This window comes from Enterobacter sp. 940_PEND (genome assembly GCF_001059415.1).
In the GTDB taxonomy this organism is placed as follows: domain Bacteria; phylum Pseudomonadota; class Gammaproteobacteria; order Enterobacterales; family Enterobacteriaceae; genus Enterobacter; species Enterobacter cloacae_M.
Genome location: NZ_JUMS01000093.1, coordinates 19,483 through 36,539 on the forward strand (window position 1 = coordinate 19,483; position 17,057 = coordinate 36,539).

The window sequence follows — 17,057 nt, forward strand, 5'->3', positions numbered from 1 at the left end:
AATAAATTGAAACAGAGCGCACTTTTCATCGCATTACTTCCCCTGTTAATTACCCCTGCCATTTATGCCGATACTGCCCAAACCAGCGTGCTGGATAATCGCGCGGCAAAAGGGGATATCACCCAGCCTGGCGGCGCACGCCGTTTATCAGAAGATCAAACTGCCGCTATTCGCGCTTCGCTGAATGATAAGCCGGCGAAAAATATTATTCTGCTTATTGGCGATGGAATGGGGGATTCCGAAATTACGGCGGCGCGAAATTATGCCGAGGGTGCGGGCGGCTTTTTTAAAGGTATCGACGCATTACCGTTGACCGGACAATATACCCATTACGCGCTGGATAAAAAAACCGGTAAACCGGATTACGTCACGGACTCGGCGGCCTCTGCTACGGCGTGGTCCACCGGCGTGAAAACCTATAATGGCGCGCTGGGTGTGGATATTCACGAAAAAGATCACCAAACCCTTCTGGAGATGGCAAAAGCGGCGGGCCTTGCGACCGGCAACGTCTCCACCGCTGAACTTCAGGATGCAACGCCCGCGGCGCTGGTGGCGCATGTAACCTCGCGTAAATGCTACGGTCCGTCAGTGACCAGCGAAAAATGTCCGACGAACGCGCTGGAAAAAGGCGGCAAAGGCTCGATTACGGAACAGCTGCTGAACGCGCGTCCTGACGTGACCCTGGGCGGCGGCGCGAAAACCTTCGCAGAAACCGCGACGGCGGGCGAGTGGCAGGGCAAAACGCTGCGCGAGCAGGCGCAGGCCCGCGGCTATCAGCTGGTGAGTGACGCCAGTTCGCTGGCAGCCATCACCGAGGCGAACCAGGACAAGCCGCTGCTGGGGCTATTCTCTGACGGCAACATGCCCGTGCGCTGGGAAGGACCAAAAGCCTCTTATCACGGCAATATCGATAAACCTGCAGTAACCTGTACGCCTAACCCGAAACGCACGGACAGCGTACCGACGCTGGCGGCGATGACTGATAAAGCCATCTCTCTGCTGAGCAAGAGCGAAAAAGGGTTCTTCCTGCAGGTGGAAGGCGCGTCGATTGATAAGCAGGATCATGCAGCGAATCCGTGCGGCCAGATTGGCGAAACCGTCGATCTGGACGAAGCGGTGCAGAAGGCGCTTGAGTTCGCGAAAAAAGACGGTAACACCCTGGTGGTGGTCACCGCGGACCATGCGCACGCCAGCCAGATTATTCCGGCAGATACCAAGGCCCCGGGCCTGACGCAGGCGCTGAATACCAAAGATGGCGCCGTTATGGTGTTGAGCTACGGCAACTCTGAAGAAGAGTCCATGGAGCACACCGGCACCCAGCTGCGCATTGCAGCCTATGGGCCGCACGCGGCAAACGTGGTAGGCCTGACCGATCAAACGGATCTGTTCTACACCATGAAGGCGGCGCTGGGTCTTAAATGATAAAATCCCGGCGGAAATCACATCTGCCGGGTGGTTTTTTTCCTGTCACGAACCAGACTTACAGGGAATGTTCACAAAAGGATGGTGCAATGAAAACAACATTACTGGTTACTCTGCTCTCTGGCCTGTTCCTGATCGCATCGGCGAACGCGGAAGAGAAAACGTTAACGCCGCAACAGCAGCGTATGACCACCTGTAATCAACAGGCGACGTCTCAGAGTCTGAAGGGAGATGCTCGCAAGACATACATGAGCGACTGCCTTAAAAACGGCGCCGCGAAGCCGGCTGAAAAAAGCCTGACGCCGCAGCAGCAAAAAATGCGCGAGTGTAATGCGAAAGCAACCGAACAGTCCCTTAAAGGGGACGACCGCAGCAAGTTCATGAGCGCGTGCCTGAAGAAAAAAGTGTAGTTCAAACGGGTGAGCGGCTCCGGCGGCTCACCCGAAATTTCATACTTTCCCCGCAGACCCCCTCTCTATAATTTGGGAAAATGTTTCAGAATATTCCCAAAAATGATGAATGATGAAACGTATTACAACAAAAAGCGCATTCGGGAAGAGTGGAGTTTAACCCTTTCTCAGGATGACCCTCACCGCGCCGGCATTCAGTTTGCCCGGCGAGTCAGGCTGGCGCGCGCCGTCGGCCTGGCGGCAATGTTTTTCCCCGTTGCGGGGATGCTGGTCACCCATTTTTTACCCGGCGGCTGGTGGCTTTTACTGGTGGGGTGGTCGTTCGTCTGGCCCCATTTTGCCTGGCAACTGTCCTGCCGCGCCGCTTCACCCCATCAGCAGGAAATTTTCAATCTTAAAATCGATGCCATTATTGCCGGGCTCTGGATCGGCGTGATGGGGATGAATGCGTTACCCACGGCAGCGCTGGTGATGATGGTGGGGATGAATATGATGGGCTCCGGGGGCTGTCGCCTGTTTATCCCGGGGATCGCGTTGACCCTGCTCTCCGCGCTGGTGACGCTGCCACTCGTCGGGAAGGTGGCCGTCTTCAACCCCGACCTTGTGGAGTGGGGCTTAACGTTACCCGTACTCGTGCTGTATCCCATGCTGTTTGCCTGGCTTAGCCACCGAACCGCCGTCAGGCTTGCGGAACATAAGCAGCGGCTGGAAATGATGAGCACACGAGACGGGATGACCGGGGTCTTCAACCGCCGACACTGGGAAATGCTGCTGCGAAATGAATTTGAGCATTGTCGGCGCGACCACAGCACCGCCACGATATTGCTGATTGATATCGACCACTTTAAAAACATCAACGACACCTGGGGGCACGACGTGGGCGACGAGGCGATCGTTGCTATTACGCGTCAGCTCCAGCGGTCGGTACGGTCAGGCGATGCGATCGGCCGGTTTGGCGGGGATGAGTTTGCAGTGATCATGTCGCAGACCGCGGCGGAGAGCGCCATCGCCGTGATGTCGCGACTGCATGAGCGGCTGGAAAAGCTGACGTTACCGTGCGCGCCAAAAGAAGCGCTGCGCATCAGCGTCGGCGTTGCCCCCTGGGGACCGCAGTTTGGACACTATCGGGAATGGCTAAAGGCGGCTGACGTGGCGCTGTATAAGGCGAAAAATGCCGGGCGCGGCCGCACCGAAGTGGCCGCCTGACGCCCGGTCAGAAATCAGGATTTACTCAGCTTCTCTGATTTTTCCATGCATTTTGCCATCGCTTCAATGACGGCCGAGCGGAACCCGCGCTCTTCCAGCACCCGCACCGCTTCGATGGTGGTACCGCCCGGAGAGCAGACCATATCTTTCAGTTCACCCGGATGTTTGCCGGTTTCCAGCACCATTTTGGCGGAGCCCATGACGGCCTGCGCGGCGAACTTATACGCCTGCGCGCGCGGCATTCCGCCAAGCACGGCGGCGTCGGCCATCGCTTCTAAAAACATGAACACATAGGCAGGGGCTGAGCCACTCACGCCAACCACCGGATGGATCATCGATTCGGCAATCACTTCTGCTTCACCGAAGCAGCGGAAAATATTCAGCACGTCGGCCACTTCTTCCGTGGTCACCAGCGCGTTAGGCGTGACGGAGGTCATGCCGGCATTGACCAGCGAGGGGGTGTTAGGCATCGCGCGGACGATTTTACGATCGTGACCCAGCGCGCGCGCCAGCTGATCGAGCGTGACGCCCGCGGCAATCGACACGACTAGCGTCTCTTTATTCAGGCTGGAGGTGATATCGCTTAGCACTTTGATCATGATGTTTGGCTTGACGGCGCCAAAGACGATATCGGCGACCTGGGCGACTTCCTGCGCGCTTTCGGCGGCGTTGATCCCGTATTGATCGCGCAACTCGGCGACTTTGTCCGGTGACGGGGTATAGACCCAAATCTGACCCGGCAGCACCTGCCCGCTGGCGATCAGACCGCCCAGGATGGCTTTGCCCATGTTACCGCAGCCGATAAACCCGATTTTCTTGTCCATCACGATTCTCCGTCATTATGCGTTGTTTTCTCTGATTGATAGCTTAACAACGAAATGCAGGCGACAATAGTCGGCAGAGTCATTATGGGGAGACAATATGGCGATTTGGGTTGATGCGGACGCGTGTCCGAATGTGATTAAAGAGATTTTATTTCGTGCCGCCGAGCGCGTTCAGATGCCGCTGACGCTGGTGGCTAACCAGAATATTCGCGTACCGCCTTCGCGGTTTATCCGCTCCTTGCGCGTGCCGGCCGGGTTCGACGTGGCGGATAACGAAATTGTTCGCCTGTGCAGCGCGGAGGATCTGGTTATCACGGCGGATATTCCGCTGGCTGCCGAAGTGCTGGAGAAAGGGGCGGCGGCGCTCAATCCGCGCGGGGAGCGTTACTCGCCTTCGACCATTCGGGAAAAGCTCACCATGCGCGATTTTATGGATACGATGCGGGCCAGCGGCGTGCAGACCGGTGGACCGGACAGCCTGTCCCAGCGCGACCGTCAGCAGTTCGCTGCCGAGCTGGATAAATGGCTGCTGGAAGTGAAGCGCCGCACAGCGTAATGATAATTATTGTCAATTTGTGGTACAGTGTGACCTCCACAGGGTTGTCATCCCGTACCGCTTTGCAGTAAAGTAATCGCAACATCTTCTGCAATTATTTCTTTACACTCTTCAGCCATTCGGCATCAAGGGGAACACCTGGCATGACCCAACCCATCTTTTTAGTTGGCCCCCGCGGCTGTGGGAAAACCACCGTTGGCCTGGAGCTGGCACGCGTGTGTCATCGCCAGTTTGTTGATACCGACCACTGGCTGCAAACCGAGGCCGGAAAAACCATCGCTGAGATCGTTGAGCAAGAGGGATGGGAGAGCTTTCGCGCGCGCGAAACGGCCGCGCTGAAAGCGGTCACCACCCCGTCTGCCGTGATCGCGACCGGCGGCGGCATCGTTCTGGCGGAGTGCAATCGTCACTTTATGCGCGAAAAGGGGATTGTGATTTATCTCAGCGCGCCGGTGTCGGCTCTGGTAGGGCGGCTGGAAGCCTTTCCGGAAGAGGGGCAACGCCCCGCGCTGACCTCCAGGCCGCTCAGCGAAGAGGTGAGCGAAGTGCTGGCCGAACGCGATGCGCTATACCGCGAAGCGGCTCACCACGTGGTGGATGCGTCAGCCTCTCCCGAAGAGGTTGTGATTCAGATTATTACCGCCCTGCGTTTGGCTTGTGCCAGCTAACCGGCGTCTATACTTATAGCTCAGACATAAAAAAAGGATGAGCTATGCCAACCAGACCTCCCTATCCGCGTGAAGCGCGCGTTGTTACCGTTGAAAAAGGCCAGACGGGTCATACCGTGACCTGGTACCAACTGCGTGCCGATCACCCCAAGCCGGACTCGCTGATCAGTGAACACGAGACTGAACAGGAAGCGCTGGATGCGAAACGGCGCTATGAAGATCCCGACATAACCTGAATGTTTTCCTAAACGTTCCAGTATCGTGCCTGAATCACACTTTTTACTCATCGGGAAAGTTAAGCAGGAGTTAATATTTAGTTATTACAAGTAACTCCGGTATCGGCAGGCGATCTTTACATTTCGATGTCGGGATCACCTGCTACGCTTGGTGCTGTTTTGTTGAAAAAATGAACTGTGCAGCGTAGTGAGCCTGTACCTGTGTGCACGATGTTGGAGTAATGGAAGGCGATCAAGATGAAGGCAACGTTGGCGATCCTCACCATTGGTGTGGTCCCTGTAAGCGAAGTGTTACCGCTCTTAACCGAGCATGTATCTGAACAACAGATAACGCATCTTAGCCTGCTGGGGAAGATGAGTCGGGAAGAGGTCATGGAAGACTACGCTGTCGAGGCGGGGGAGGATCCCCTGGCGACGTTATTAAGCGACGGTAAACTGGCGCATGTTTCACGCCAGAAAATCGAGCGCTCGCTGCAGGGCGTAATAGAAGTGCTCGATAATCAAGGTTATGACGTTATTTTGCTGATGAGCACGGCCCCCATTAAGGGGCTCATGGCGCGCAATGCGATTCTGCTGGAACCGATGCGCATCATTCCGCCGCTGGTGGCCTCCATCGTGGATGGTCATCAGGTGGGGGTGATTGTACCTATTGAGGAGCTCATGGATAACCAGGAGGCAAAGTGGCACGTGCTGGAAAAAGTGCCCTTGTATGCGCTGGCAAATCCGTTCTGGGACAGTGAGGCCAGGCTCATTGCTGCCGGGAAGGAACTGCTTGAGAGAGGGGCAGATGTCTTGATCCTGGACTGCCTCGGTTTCCATCAGCATCATCGTGATCTGCTGCAAAAAGCGCTGGATGTTCCCGTGCTGTTATCCAACGTTCTGATGGCTCGCCTGGCCTCGGAACTCCTTATGTAATGATTTTGCGTGACAGGTGATGAGCGTGGCCCCTATAGTGAATTTTTATCTAAAAATATAAGGGCCAGTTCATGCTTCAAAGTAACGAATACTTTTCCGGTAAAGTGAAATCCATTGGTTTTACCAGCAGCAGCACTGGCCGCGCCAGTGTCGGCGTTATGGCGGAAGGGGAATACACCTTTGGCACGGCGGAAGCTGAAGAAATGACGGTCGTCAGCGGGGCGCTGAACGTCTTACTGCCTGGTGAAACGGAATGGAAAGTTTACGCTGCCGGGCAAGTTTTCAACGTCCCTGGCCACAGCGAGTTCCATTTGCAGGTCGCTGAACCTACCTCTTATCTGTGCCGCTACCTGAAATAAAAAATAAGCCGGGTGGCGCTAACGCTTACCCGGCCTGCGTTTTGCCTGTTATCTCTGCGCTTCGCCGCCGAGACCTTCCACCAGATTCTGAATCAACGCGGCCAGCTCGCCGGTCATCAGGATAAAGTCCGCGTCAAAGCGCTGGGCGTAATCTTCCCTGTCGATATCTTCGTTCTGATCGCGCAGCTCGTCGCAGAACTTCAGACGTTTCACGGAGCCGTCGTCGCACATCACGAACTGGATGCGCTGCTGCCAGTCGAGCGCCAGTTTAGTGACCACTTTACCCGCTTCGATGTGTACAGCGATCTCGTCGCTCACCAGATCCTGCTTCTTCGCGCGGATCACGCCGCCATCTTCCAGCAGGGCTTTCAGCTCGGCTTCATCAAGGATCTGGAAACCCTGAGCCGCAGCGCCGCTGCGTACCCATTCGGTCAACGTAAGCTCGATCGGCGTTTCCAGCGCCAGCGGAACGACCGGTAAAGATCCGATGCTTTTACGCAGCAGGGCCAGCGTATCTTCTGCTTTCTTGGCGCTGGCGCAGTCCACCATGATCAGCCCGTTGACGGTGTCGATCCACATCATGGTCTGGCTGAAGCGGCTGAAGGCGCGCGGCAGCAGGGAGTGCAGCACTTCGTCTTTTAGCGAATCTTTTTCGGTCTTTTTCAGCTTGCGGCCCTGTTCGGCTTCCAGCTTGAAAATTTTCGCTTCGAGCGCCTGCTTAACCACCGGCGTCGGCAGGATTTTCTCTTCTTTACGGGCGCAGACGATGATTTGACCCGTGCTGCTGGCGTGGGTCAGTGCATCGCTTTGTGAACCCATTGGCGGAACCCAGCCGGTTTTCGCCATATCCTGGCTACCGCAAGGGGAAAAGGTATAAGCGGCTAACTGTTTTTCCATCTCTTCTGCACGCAGCGAAACGTCGCGGCTGAGACGGTAAACCATCAAATTTTTGAACCACAGCATGATAATTTCCACGGCCTTGTCGTTAAATCAGCGGGCATGATAACGAATTGTCGCATCGCTTGCATTGCTAATCGGGAAGCGTGCTTCTACTCTGTTGATAATCAAAATAATGAGGAGAGTCTTGTGCGTATTGGGATCGATTTGGGCGGCACCAAAACAGAAGTCATCGCACTGAGCGAGCAGGGGGAGCAGCTGTTCCGCCACCGTTTACCGACACCGCGCGATGATTATCACCAGACTATCGAGACGATTGCCAGCCTGGTTGAGATGGCAGAGCAGGCGACAGGGCAAACCGGCAGCGTCGGGATGGGGATCCCGGGGTCGATCTCGCCGTATACCGGGGTGGTTAAAAATGCCAACTCCACCTGGCTCAACGGTCAGCCGTTTGACAAAGATTTGAGCCAACGTCTGAACCGGGAAGTGCGTCTGGCCAACGACGCCAACTGTCTGGCGGTCTCTGAGGCCATCGACGGCGCGGCGGCCGGTGCTCAGACCGTTTTTGCCGTGATCGTTGGTACCGGCTGCGGAGCGGGCGTGGCGTTCGGCGGGCGTGCCCATATCGGCGGCAACGGCACGGCAGGCGAGTGGGGACACAACCCGCTGCCGTGGATGGATGAAGACGAGCTTAAATACCGCGCTGAAGTGCCGTGCTACTGCGGAAAGCAGGGCTGTATTGAGACGTTTATCTCCGGCACCGGTTTTGCGACCGATTACCACCGCTTAAGCGGCCAGCCGTTAAAGGGCAACGAAATCATGCGTCTGGTCGAAGAACAGGATCCGGTCGCCGAGCTGGCCCTTAGCCGCTACGAAATGCGGCTGGCGAAATCCCTGGCGCACGTGGTGAATATTCTCGATCCGGACGTGATTGTGCTCGGCGGCGGCATGAGCAACGTTGACCGGCTGTACGCCACGGTTCCGAACCTTGTCAAACAGTGGGTCTTCGGCGGCGAGTGTGAAACCCCGATCCGCAAAGCTGTCCACGGTGACTCCAGCGGCGTGCGCGGCGCGGCGTGGCTGTGGCCGGAATAAAAGCAAATAATGTTTATTCCCTCTCCCTGTGGGAGAGGGCCAGGGTGAGGCAAGGTAAAAGCTAAACAGCAACGAAAGTTGCTGTTTTTGATGTTTGTACCCTCTCCCCGTGGGAGAGGGCCAGGGTGAGGGCACCAGACCGCACCGATCCCCATTTATTCCACCGCAAACACCTTATCCAGCCTGCTGTATCCCAGCCCGTTGATCTTCTTCACCTTGATCTGCACCGGAATGCGCTCTTTCATCGCCTCAACGTGGCTGATCACGCCGATGGTTTTCCCGGTGGCGTTCAGCGCGTCGAGCGCATCCAGCGCGGTATCCAGCGTTTCACTGTCGAGCGTGCCGAACCCTTCATCCAGGAACAGGGAATCGATCCGCGTCTTATGGCTCACCAGATCGGAAAGGGCCAGCGCCAGCGCCAGGCTGACCAGGAAGCTCTCGCCGCCCGAGAGCGTGCGGGTATCGCGAACCGCATCCGCCTGCCAGGTATCGACCACTTCCAGCTCCAGCGCGTCGCTGGCCTTGCGCTGCAGCAGATAACGCCCGTGCAGACGGTTAAGCTGCTGGTTAGCAAGCCAGACGAGATTATCCAGCGTCAGCCCTTGCGCGAATTTACGGAACTTGTCGCCGGTGCTGGAGCCGATCAGCGCGTTCAGATAACCCCAGTCGTCCGCCTCGCGCGCGGCCTCTTCAATTTGCTGCATCAACGCCAGCTGGTGCTGACGGTTATCGCTGTCCTGCTTAAGCTGCTGGCGGATCTCGCCCTGATGCGTCGTGTTCTCGCGAAGCCGTTGCGCCAGCTGCTGCAGCTGGCTTTGCAGCGTGGGGGCATCGGCGTTGAGCCCTTCCGGCCGCATCGCCAGATGAGAATGCAGCTGCTGGTTAGCCTGGCTGGAAAGGGCCGCGGCCTGCTGTATCTGGCTTTCCAGCGACTGCTTCAGCTGTTCGAGGCGACGAATAGCGTCGTCATCCAGCAGGGCGGCAAGGAACGCGTCCCGATCGGCAAAGCAGCTCGCTGAGAGCGCCGCGGTGAACTGTGCCTGCGACTGAAGCAGGCGCTCTTGCTCCAGCTTTTCCTGCTGCTGATGTGCGGTGAGCTGGCTTTGTAGCGACACGCATTCGTCGTGAACGTCTCGCCAGCCGTCCGGAATGGTCGGTTCGGCCTCTTCGCCGTTCGTTTCCGGAAGCGCGTCGAGCAGCGGCTTCAGCGCGTTTATGCGTTCCAGAAGCGCGCCGTGCTGCGTTTGTTTCTCCTGCCACTGCGCGAATTCCGCTTCGCGGGCGTGCAGCCAGGCGGCTTCATTACCGTCTTCAGGTACGTTAAGCGATAGCGAAAGCAGGGTGTTTTCCAGCGCCTGGCGCGCGGCCGTCAGCTGCTGCTGATGCTGTCGCTCCTGCACTTCCTGCTCGTTTAACTGGTTTTGCAGGGTCAGACGCTGGCTGAGCTGATAGAGCTGGCGCTCGTACTGTTCCTGCTCGTTCATCCATGGCGAGATATCTTCCTGAATATTCAACGCGATGTTCAGGGAAGTGCAGGCTTCCATCCACTCTTTAGTGAGTGCTTGCTCTTCCTGAGAGAGCATCTGCGCTTCGTCTGTCTCGCGCTGGATCTGCTGCGTCAGGGCATTTACCTGCCCCAGCACCAGCAGCCCTTCCTCTTTAAGGGCGGCGACCTCTTTTTCCAGGTCATCACGGCGGCGCTGGTTATCCGTCAGCTCAAGCGACTGGTATTGCGCAACGGCGGGATGCTCGCTGGAGCCGCACAGCGGACAGGGTTTGCCGGCCTCAAGCTGCGAACGATAATGTTCCAGCTTTTTGATCGTCGCTTCGGTTTCGCAGAGGGCCTTGAGGTCCAGATAGTGCTGGTGTTTCTCTTTGTACTGCTGGCGACGCAGCGTCAGCGTTTCATTGAGTTTGTTTTGTTCGGCCTGGGCCTTCAGCACGCTTTCACCGCTCTGGCGCAGGCGCTTTTGCAGCGGCTGATAGCGGGCATGCAGCGACGTCAGCCGCTGACGCAGCGTGCGTGACCGGGACTGCTGCTCCATAGCCGCACTGACCTCATCTGCCGTCAGCGTCAGCGAATTTTCCGGCATCTCAGCCAGCCTGTTGCGTAATTCCCCCATCCGCGCAGCAAGCGAGGCTAACTGCGTTTTGTCGCGGTTAAGCTGAGAGAACTGGGCACGCCAGCCGGCAATCTCCTGCCCCAGCAGGCGATAGCGTTCGTGCTCCGCCAGCCACTGCGCCAGCGCCGTCTGCTCGGTTTGAAGCTGCTCATGATTCCGCTGGGCGGTATGACGGATCCGCGCGCGCAGCGCGGTTTTGGCTTGTAAGCGAGTATTTACTTCAATAATTCGCTGCTGGGTTTGCCTCAGGCGCGCGGTTTGCTCCTGCTGGTGCTCCCAAAGCGGTCGAAGCTGGGCGGCGGGCAGAGCAAGCTGGAGCTTTGCCAGCTCTGGCGCAGCGTTCGTCAGCGCCTGTTGCGCCTGCTGCTGCATCGCGGTGACGCGCTGTTGCTCAAGCACGAGCTCATCATGGCGCGTAAGCCACTGAAAATCTTTCTGTTGGCTTTGCTGCTGAACCAGCAGGGTTTTCTCTTCGTCAGTAAGCGCCTGCAAACTTTGCTGCAACTGCTGCTGTTGCTCTTCGCTCAACAGCACGACGCCCGCCGCCTGCGCCTCGCACTTTTCAAGCACGCTGCGGGCGGCTTTGTGTTTCTCAAACACCATGGCGGAAATCTGGCCGTAGATCTCGGTGCCGGTCAGTTCTTCCAGCAGCTCGGCGCGATCGCTCGGCTTGGCATTAAGGAAGGCGGCAAACTGCCCCTGTGAGAGCAGCATGGAGCGGGTGAAGCGGCCATAGTCCAGCCCGGTGAGCGCGGCGGTTTGCTCCAGTTTATCCGTCACTTTGTCGGCCAGGATTTTGCCATCTTCGCAGCGCGCCAGCTCCACGCGCGGCGCCTGCAGGTTTCCGTCCGGCTGGTTGCGCGCGCGGTTCTGGCTCCAGAATGCGCGATAGGCGGTGCCTTTTACCTCGAACTCCACTTCCGCCAGGCACTCGGCGGTGTCGCGCGTCATCAGGTCGTTTTGCGCCTGAGAAACCTTCTGCAGGCGTGGCGTTTCGTGATAAAGCGCCAGACAGATGGCGTCAAGCAGGGTGGTTTTACCTGCCCCGGTTGCGCCGGTGATGGCAAACAGACCGTTGCTGGCAAACGGCTCCGCGGTAAAGTCAATTTTCCACTCGCCCTTGAGGGAGTTGAGATTTTTCAGACGCAGGCTCAAAATTTTCATGCGTTTTCTTCCTCATCATTGAGCGCATGCAGGGTATGGCTGAACAGTTCGCTGAGTCTTGCGCGCTTCGCGTCGTCAATTTCCTCCTGCGAGAGCCTGCGTTCAAACACCTCTTCAACCCGCAGTTCACTGAGCGTTTCGCGTTGAGCGCTTAACAGAATTTTCTCGCGCTGCTCGCGGCTGCGGCGTACCAGTAAGACTTCGACGGGTAAATCTTCCGTCAGCGCCTGAATTTTTCGCTGCATATCGTGCAGGTAGTCGTCGGTGGTGATTTCGATATCCAGCCAGACGGGCGGGTTAAGCGCTGTTCCGCGCCACTGCTCAAGCTGGGCGGTAATGGCGTCAAGATCGCCCTTCAGCACCGCCAGCGGCTGGGTGACGGGCACCTCCAGCGTCTCGACGGCGTGAAGTTTTCCTTCGGAGAAGCTCACCAGATGGACGGATTTGGCCTTGCCCGTTTCGTCAAAGCTGAGCGAAATTGGCGAGCCGCAGTAGCGGATGTGCTCGCTGCCGCCGACGATCTGAGCCCGGTGTATGTGCCCGAGCGCAATGTAGTCGGCTGGAGGGAAGTTCTGCGCCGGAAAGGCATCCAGCGTGCCGATATAGATGTCACGTACCGCGTCACTTTTACTGGCCCCGACGGTGGTGAGATGCCCCGTCGCAATTACCGGAATCGGCTGGTCGCCGCGCAGGGCGCAGGCATCGGCGTGCTGCTGGTGATAATAGTCGGTGATGGCCTGTAATAGATGCTGCTGCTTTTCCGCACCCGACAGCCCCGCCTGGCTTTGCACGATGTCGCGCGGACGCAAAAACGGAATGGGGCACAGCACCGCCCCCGGCGTGCCGTCGCGTTTTTTCAGGATCTGCGGGGCGTGCCCGGCGCTGGCGACGACGGTGGTATTGAGAAATGCCAGGATGTCGCGGGATTCATTGAGCGTCGCGACGGAATCATGGTTGCCGGCGACAATCACCAGATGACAGCCGGTTTGCTGCAAATTCACCACGAAGCGGTTGTACAGTTCACGCGCATAGCTGGGGGGCGAGCCGGTATCAAAGATGTCACCCGCCACAATAATCGCGTCCACCTCGTGCGTCCGGGCCGTTTCCAGCAGCCAGTTCAGGAAGGCTTCATGTTCAGCCGCACGGCTTTTGCTGTAAAAATTTTGACCCAGATGCCAGTCCGAGGTGTGAAGTATGCGCATAGCTGATCCGTGGCAAAAAAGAGAAAGCAGGATTATAAACGTTCAGAGACGGGAAAATAACCGCTGTAATAAAACAACGGTTTGCCCCTTATCGTGGTACTGTTTTTCATAAATCTGTCATAAATCTGACGCATAATGGCGCCGAATTACAAACTTGTAACTTAAATAAGATAAGACAGGGCAAAGTATGGCGAGACGTATTCTGGTCGTAGAAGATGAAGCTCCAATTCGTGAAATGGTGTGCTTCGTGCTCGAGCAAAACGGCTTCCAGCCGGTTGAAGCGGAAGATTATGACAGCGCAGTGAACCAGCTGAATGAACCCTGGCCCGATCTGATTCTGCTGGACTGGATGTTGCCCGGCGGCTCCGGACTGCAGTTTATCAAACACCTGAAGCGTGAAGCGCTGACCCGCGACATCCCGGTTGTGATGCTCACGGCGCGCGGAGAAGAAGAGGATCGCGTGCGCGGTCTGGAGACCGGCGCGGACGATTACATTACAAAACCGTTCTCCCCAAAAGAGCTGGTTGCCCGCATTAAAGCGGTGATGCGCCGTATTTCGCCGATGGCGGTGGAAGAGGTGATCGAGATGCAGGGGCTGAGCCTTGACCCCACCTCACACCGCGTAATGACCGGTGAAAATCCCCTCGACATGGGGCCTACCGAATTTAAACTCCTGCACTTCTTTATGACCCATCCGGAACGCGTTTACAGCCGCGAGCAGTTGCTGAATAACGTCTGGGGAACTAACGTGTATGTCGAAGACCGGACGGTTGACGTACATATTCGCCGCCTGCGAAAAGCACTGGAACTGAGCGGCCACGATCGCATGGTGCAGACGGTCCGCGGCACGGGTTATCGTTTTTCTACCCGTTTCTGAACAATGACAGGAGTGTGACGCGTGCTGGAACGTCTGTCATGGAAAAGGCTCGTCTTTGAACTGATCTTATGCTGTATTCCGGCCTTCCTTCTGGGGGCCTTTCTTGGACACCTGCCGTGGTTTCTGCTGGCGTCGGTCACCGGGCTGCTGATCTGGCATTTCTGGAACCTGCTGCGCCTCTCCTGGTGGCTGTGGGTTGACCGAAGTATGACGCCGCCGCCGGGAAGCGGCAGCTGGGAGCCGCTGCTGTACGGTCTGCATCAGATGCAGATGCGTAATAAAAAGCGTCGCCGCGAGCTGGGAAGCCTGATTAAGCGTTTTCGCAGCGGTGCAGAGTCGCTGCCGGATGCTGTTATTCTGACGACTGAAGAAGGGACGATCTTCTGGTGTAACGGCCTTGCGCAACAGCTGCTGGGCCTGCGCTGGCCCGACGACAATGGCCAGAATATCCTCAACCTTCTGCGCTATCCCGAGTTCACGCTGTATCTGAAAAAACGTGATTTTACCCGCCCGCACAATCTGAAGCTCAATAATGGTCGCCATCTGGAAATCCGCGTGATGCCCTACAGCGATAAGCAGTGGCTAATGGTGGCGCGCGATGTCACCCAGATGCACCAGCTGGAAGGGGCGCGTCGCAACTTCTTCGCCAACGTCAGTCACGAACTGCGTACCCCGCTGACCGTGCTTCAGGGATACCTGGAGATGATGCAGGAGCAAACGCTGGAAGGCGCGCCGCGTGAAAAAGCGCTGCACACCATGCGCGAGCAAACGCACCGGATGGAAGGGCTGGTGAAGCAGCTGCTGACGCTCTCGAAGATTGAAGCGGCGCCGACGCTCGCGCTAAATGACACGATTGATGTGCCGATGATGCTGCGGGTCGTTGAGCGTGAAGCGCAGACGCTAAGCCACAAAAAGCATCACCTGACCTTTGAGGTCGACAATACGCTGAAGGTGCTGGGCAGCGAAGATGAACTGCGTAGCGCCATTTCCAACCTGGTGTATAACGCGGTGAATCATACGCCGGAGGGGACGAATATCGTGGTGCGCTGGCATCATGCCCCAACGGGGGCTGAGTTTAGCGTGGAAGACAACGGGCCGGGAATTGCGCCTGAGCATATTCCGCGCCTGACCGAGCGCTTTTACCGTGTGGATAAAGCGCGATCCCGGCAGACTGGCGGAAGCGGTCTGGGGCTGGCAATTGTGAAACACGCGGTGAATCACCATGAAAGCCGTCTCGATATTCAGAGTACGCTGGGTAAAGGAACCCGCTTCAGTTTCGTTATTCCGGAACGATTAATTGCCAAAAAGATCGCCTGACGGCAGGCGTGTCATTTTACCTTTCCACGGGTCAGCGTCTGCTGGCCCGTTTGCTTTGCAGTCAAGCGAAACGCGGGTGAATTTTATACGGCTGACTGTTTTTTGTTCGCATGATTAGCCATGGGTTTTTCTTATAAATAGCGTATTGTTCTGAGGTGTATTTTCATGCTGGCATATTGTTCTGGTTTTGCGATCCCGCCTTGCCTTTAAACGTTATAAGCGTTTAAATTGCGCCCCAGATACTGTCAGACCGACTGTATTTGCGTGGTAAATCGAAAAACTATTCTTCTCCACGCCAGGACGGGAGCATTTCCCGCTGAAATTGAGCAAATTTTCGGCTGTATCGTCCCGTCAGGGAAATCGAAAATCTCAATGTTTTCAACACCACATCCACAGGCAGTAAGGTTTTATGACCCATCACTTAAAATCGCGTGACATCATCGCGCTGGGCTTTATGACATTTGCGCTGTTCGTTGGCGCAGGCAACATCATTTTCCCTCCAATGGTTGGCTTACAGGCGGGTGAACACGTCTGGACCGCCGCGTTTGGTTTCCTGATTACTGCCGTGGGTCTGCCGGTTCTGACCGTCGTTGCGCTGGCGAAAGTCGGCGGCGGTGTGGATAGCCTCAGCACCCCGATTGGCAAAGTGGCGGGCGTTCTGCTGGCAACCGTCTGCTATCTCGCCGTTGGCCCGCTGTTTGCGACCCCGCGTACGGCAACCGTTTCCTTCGAAGTGGGTATTGCTCCCCTGACCGGTGACGGCGCGATGCCGCTGTTTATCTACAGCCTGATCTACTTCGCGATCGTGATTCTGGTTTCCCTCTATCCGGGAAAACTGCTGGATACCGTGGGTAACTTCCTGGCTCCGCTGAAAATTGTGGCGCTGATTGTTCTGGCGGTAGCGGCCATAGTCTGGCCAGCGGGCCCGATTAGCGACGCGATGGACGCCTATAAAAACGCCGCGTTCTCTAACGGCTTTGTGAACGGCTACCTGACGATGGATACGCTGGGCGCCATGGTGTTTGGTATCGTTATTGTTAACGCCGCGCGTTCCCGCGGTGTGACCGAAGCGCGTCTGCTGACCCGCTATACCATCTGGGCTGGCCTGATGGCCGGCGTGGGGCTGACGCTGCTCTATCTGGCGCTGTTCCGTCTGGGCTCCGACAGCGCCATGCTGGTTGAGCAGAACGCCAACGGTGCGGCTATCCTGCACGCCTACGTTCAGCACACCTTTGGCGGTGCGGGCAGTATGCTGCTGGCAGCGCTGATTTTCCTGGCGTGTCTGGTGACGGCGGTTGGCCTGACCTGCGCCTGCGCAGAGTTCTTTGCACAGTATCTGCCGCTCTCTTACCGCACCCTGGTGTTTATCCTCGGCATCTTCTCTATGGCGGTGTCCAACCTCGGTCTGAGCCACCTGATTCAGGTCTCGATTCCGGTGCTGACGGCGATTTATCCGCCGTGTATCGTGCTGGTCGTGCTGAGCTTTACTCGCCCGTGGTGGAACAACTCTTCACGAATTATTGCGCCAGCCATGTTTATCAGCCTGATTTTTGGTATCCTTGACGGGATTAAAGCATCAGCTTTCGCGCACATACTGCCGGCATGGACACAGCGTCTGCCGCTGTCCGAGCAGGGGCTGGCCTGGCTGATGCCTACCGTTGTTGCACTGGTTCTGGCGATTATCTGGGACCGTGCTGCAGGGCGTCAGGTCGCATCGAACGCTCATTAATCAACGGCAACAAACTGTTTAACCACGGGGCTTAAGGCCCCGTGGTTTTTTGTTTTT

General features: G+C 57.0%; 16 protein-coding genes. 12 read left to right on the forward strand and 4 right to left on the reverse strand.

Annotation, left to right across the window (positions count from 1 at the left end; all coding sequences use genetic code 11):
• The first annotated feature begins 6 nt into the window (after window positions 1-6).
• From phoA to adrA, 3 genes are all read left to right on the forward strand, one after another.
• A complete protein-coding gene (gene phoA, locus ADJ24_RS12715; RefSeq protein ID WP_023310533.1) occupies window positions 7-1,422 on the forward strand; it encodes an alkaline phosphatase in 1,416 nt (471 codons plus the stop codon).
• Between the two features lie 89 nt (window positions 1,423-1,511).
• Window positions 1,512-1,832, forward strand: a complete 321-nt coding sequence (gene psiF, locus ADJ24_RS12720; RefSeq protein ID WP_023310534.1) for a phosphate starvation-inducible protein PsiF — start codon at window positions 1,512-1,514, stop codon at window positions 1,830-1,832.
• Window positions 1,833-1,934: 102 nt separating this feature from the next.
• On the forward strand, window positions 1,935-3,038 hold the full coding sequence (gene adrA / locus ADJ24_RS12725) for a diguanylate cyclase AdrA (RefSeq protein WP_023310535.1): 1,104 nt from the start codon (window positions 1,935-1,937) through the stop codon (window positions 3,036-3,038).
• Window positions 3,039-3,052: 14 nt separating this feature from the next.
• Here adrA and proC read toward each other — a convergent pair whose 3' ends face one another.
• Window positions 3,053-3,862 (reverse strand): pyrroline-5-carboxylate reductase, encoded by an 810-nt coding sequence (gene proC / locus ADJ24_RS12730; protein ID WP_023310536.1) that lies wholly within the window; start codon window positions 3,860-3,862, stop codon window positions 3,053-3,055.
• 97 nt (window positions 3,863-3,959) lie between these two features.
• On the opposite strand from proC, the gene ADJ24_RS12735 reads away from it, so the two are divergent.
• From ADJ24_RS12735 to ppnP, 5 genes are all read left to right on the forward strand, one after another.
• Window positions 3,960-4,418 carry a YaiI/YqxD family protein gene (locus ADJ24_RS12735; protein WP_010428006.1) on the forward strand — a complete coding sequence of 153 codons (459 nt, stop codon included), beginning with the start codon at window positions 3,960-3,962 and terminating at the stop codon, window positions 4,416-4,418.
• 143 nt (window positions 4,419-4,561) lie between these two features.
• Entirely contained in the window at window positions 4,562-5,086 is a 525-nt protein-coding gene (gene aroL, locus ADJ24_RS12740) for a shikimate kinase AroL (protein ID WP_023310537.1), read from the forward strand.
• Between the two features lie 44 nt (window positions 5,087-5,130).
• On the forward strand, window positions 5,131-5,322 hold the full coding sequence (yaiA, locus tag ADJ24_RS12745; protein ID WP_023310538.1) for a protein YaiA: 192 nt from the start codon (window positions 5,131-5,133) through the stop codon (window positions 5,320-5,322).
• A 237-nt stretch (window positions 5,323-5,559) separates the two neighbouring features.
• The gene (locus tag ADJ24_RS12750) at window positions 5,560-6,237 is read left to right on the forward strand and encodes an AroM family protein (RefSeq protein ID WP_023310539.1); all 678 of its coding nucleotides are present in this window, start codon (window positions 5,560-5,562) and stop codon (window positions 6,235-6,237) included.
• A 71-nt stretch (window positions 6,238-6,308) separates the two neighbouring features.
• Window positions 6,309-6,596, forward strand: a complete 288-nt coding sequence (ppnP, locus tag ADJ24_RS12755; RefSeq protein WP_008503270.1) for a pyrimidine/purine nucleoside phosphorylase — start codon at window positions 6,309-6,311, stop codon at window positions 6,594-6,596.
• 48 nt (window positions 6,597-6,644) lie between these two features.
• Here ppnP and rdgC read toward each other — a convergent pair whose 3' ends face one another.
• Window positions 6,645-7,559 carry a recombination-associated protein RdgC gene (rdgC, locus tag ADJ24_RS12760; protein ID WP_023310540.1) on the reverse strand — a complete coding sequence of 305 codons (915 nt, stop codon included), beginning with the start codon at window positions 7,557-7,559 and terminating at the stop codon, window positions 6,645-6,647.
• Between the two features lie 123 nt (window positions 7,560-7,682).
• On the opposite strand from rdgC, the gene mak reads away from it, so the two are divergent.
• Window positions 7,683-8,588 carry a fructokinase gene (gene mak / locus ADJ24_RS12765; RefSeq protein ID WP_023310541.1) on the forward strand — a complete coding sequence of 302 codons (906 nt, stop codon included), beginning with the start codon at window positions 7,683-7,685 and terminating at the stop codon, window positions 8,586-8,588.
• A gap of 155 nt (window positions 8,589-8,743) precedes the next feature.
• Here the strand turns inward: mak and sbcC are convergent, their stop codons facing one another.
• Both sbcC and sbcD read right to left on the reverse strand, forming a co-directional pair.
• Window positions 8,744-11,875, reverse strand: a complete 3,132-nt coding sequence (gene sbcC, locus ADJ24_RS12770) for an exonuclease subunit SbcC (RefSeq protein ID WP_023310542.1) — start codon at window positions 11,873-11,875, stop codon at window positions 8,744-8,746.
• Window positions 11,872-13,077, reverse strand: a complete 1,206-nt coding sequence (gene sbcD / locus ADJ24_RS12775) for an exonuclease subunit SbcD (protein ID WP_023310543.1) — start codon at window positions 13,075-13,077, stop codon at window positions 11,872-11,874. The genes sbcC and sbcD overlap by 4 nt, the downstream gene beginning before the upstream one ends.
• Before the next feature lie 187 nt (window positions 13,078-13,264).
• On the opposite strand from sbcD, the gene phoB reads away from it, so the two are divergent.
• From phoB to brnQ, 3 genes are all read left to right on the forward strand, one after another.
• The gene (phoB, locus tag ADJ24_RS12780; protein WP_008503265.1) at window positions 13,265-13,954 is read left to right on the forward strand and encodes a phosphate response regulator transcription factor PhoB; all 690 of its coding nucleotides are present in this window, start codon (window positions 13,265-13,267) and stop codon (window positions 13,952-13,954) included.
• A gap of 21 nt (window positions 13,955-13,975) precedes the next feature.
• A complete protein-coding gene (phoR, locus tag ADJ24_RS12785) occupies window positions 13,976-15,271 on the forward strand; it encodes a phosphate regulon sensor histidine kinase PhoR (protein WP_023310544.1) in 1,296 nt (431 codons plus the stop codon).
• 409 nt (window positions 15,272-15,680) lie between these two features.
• The gene (gene brnQ, locus ADJ24_RS12790; RefSeq protein ID WP_023310545.1) at window positions 15,681-17,000 is read left to right on the forward strand and encodes a branched-chain amino acid transporter carrier protein BrnQ; all 1,320 of its coding nucleotides are present in this window, start codon (window positions 15,681-15,683) and stop codon (window positions 16,998-17,000) included.
• Window positions 17,001-17,057 lie beyond the last annotated feature (57 nt).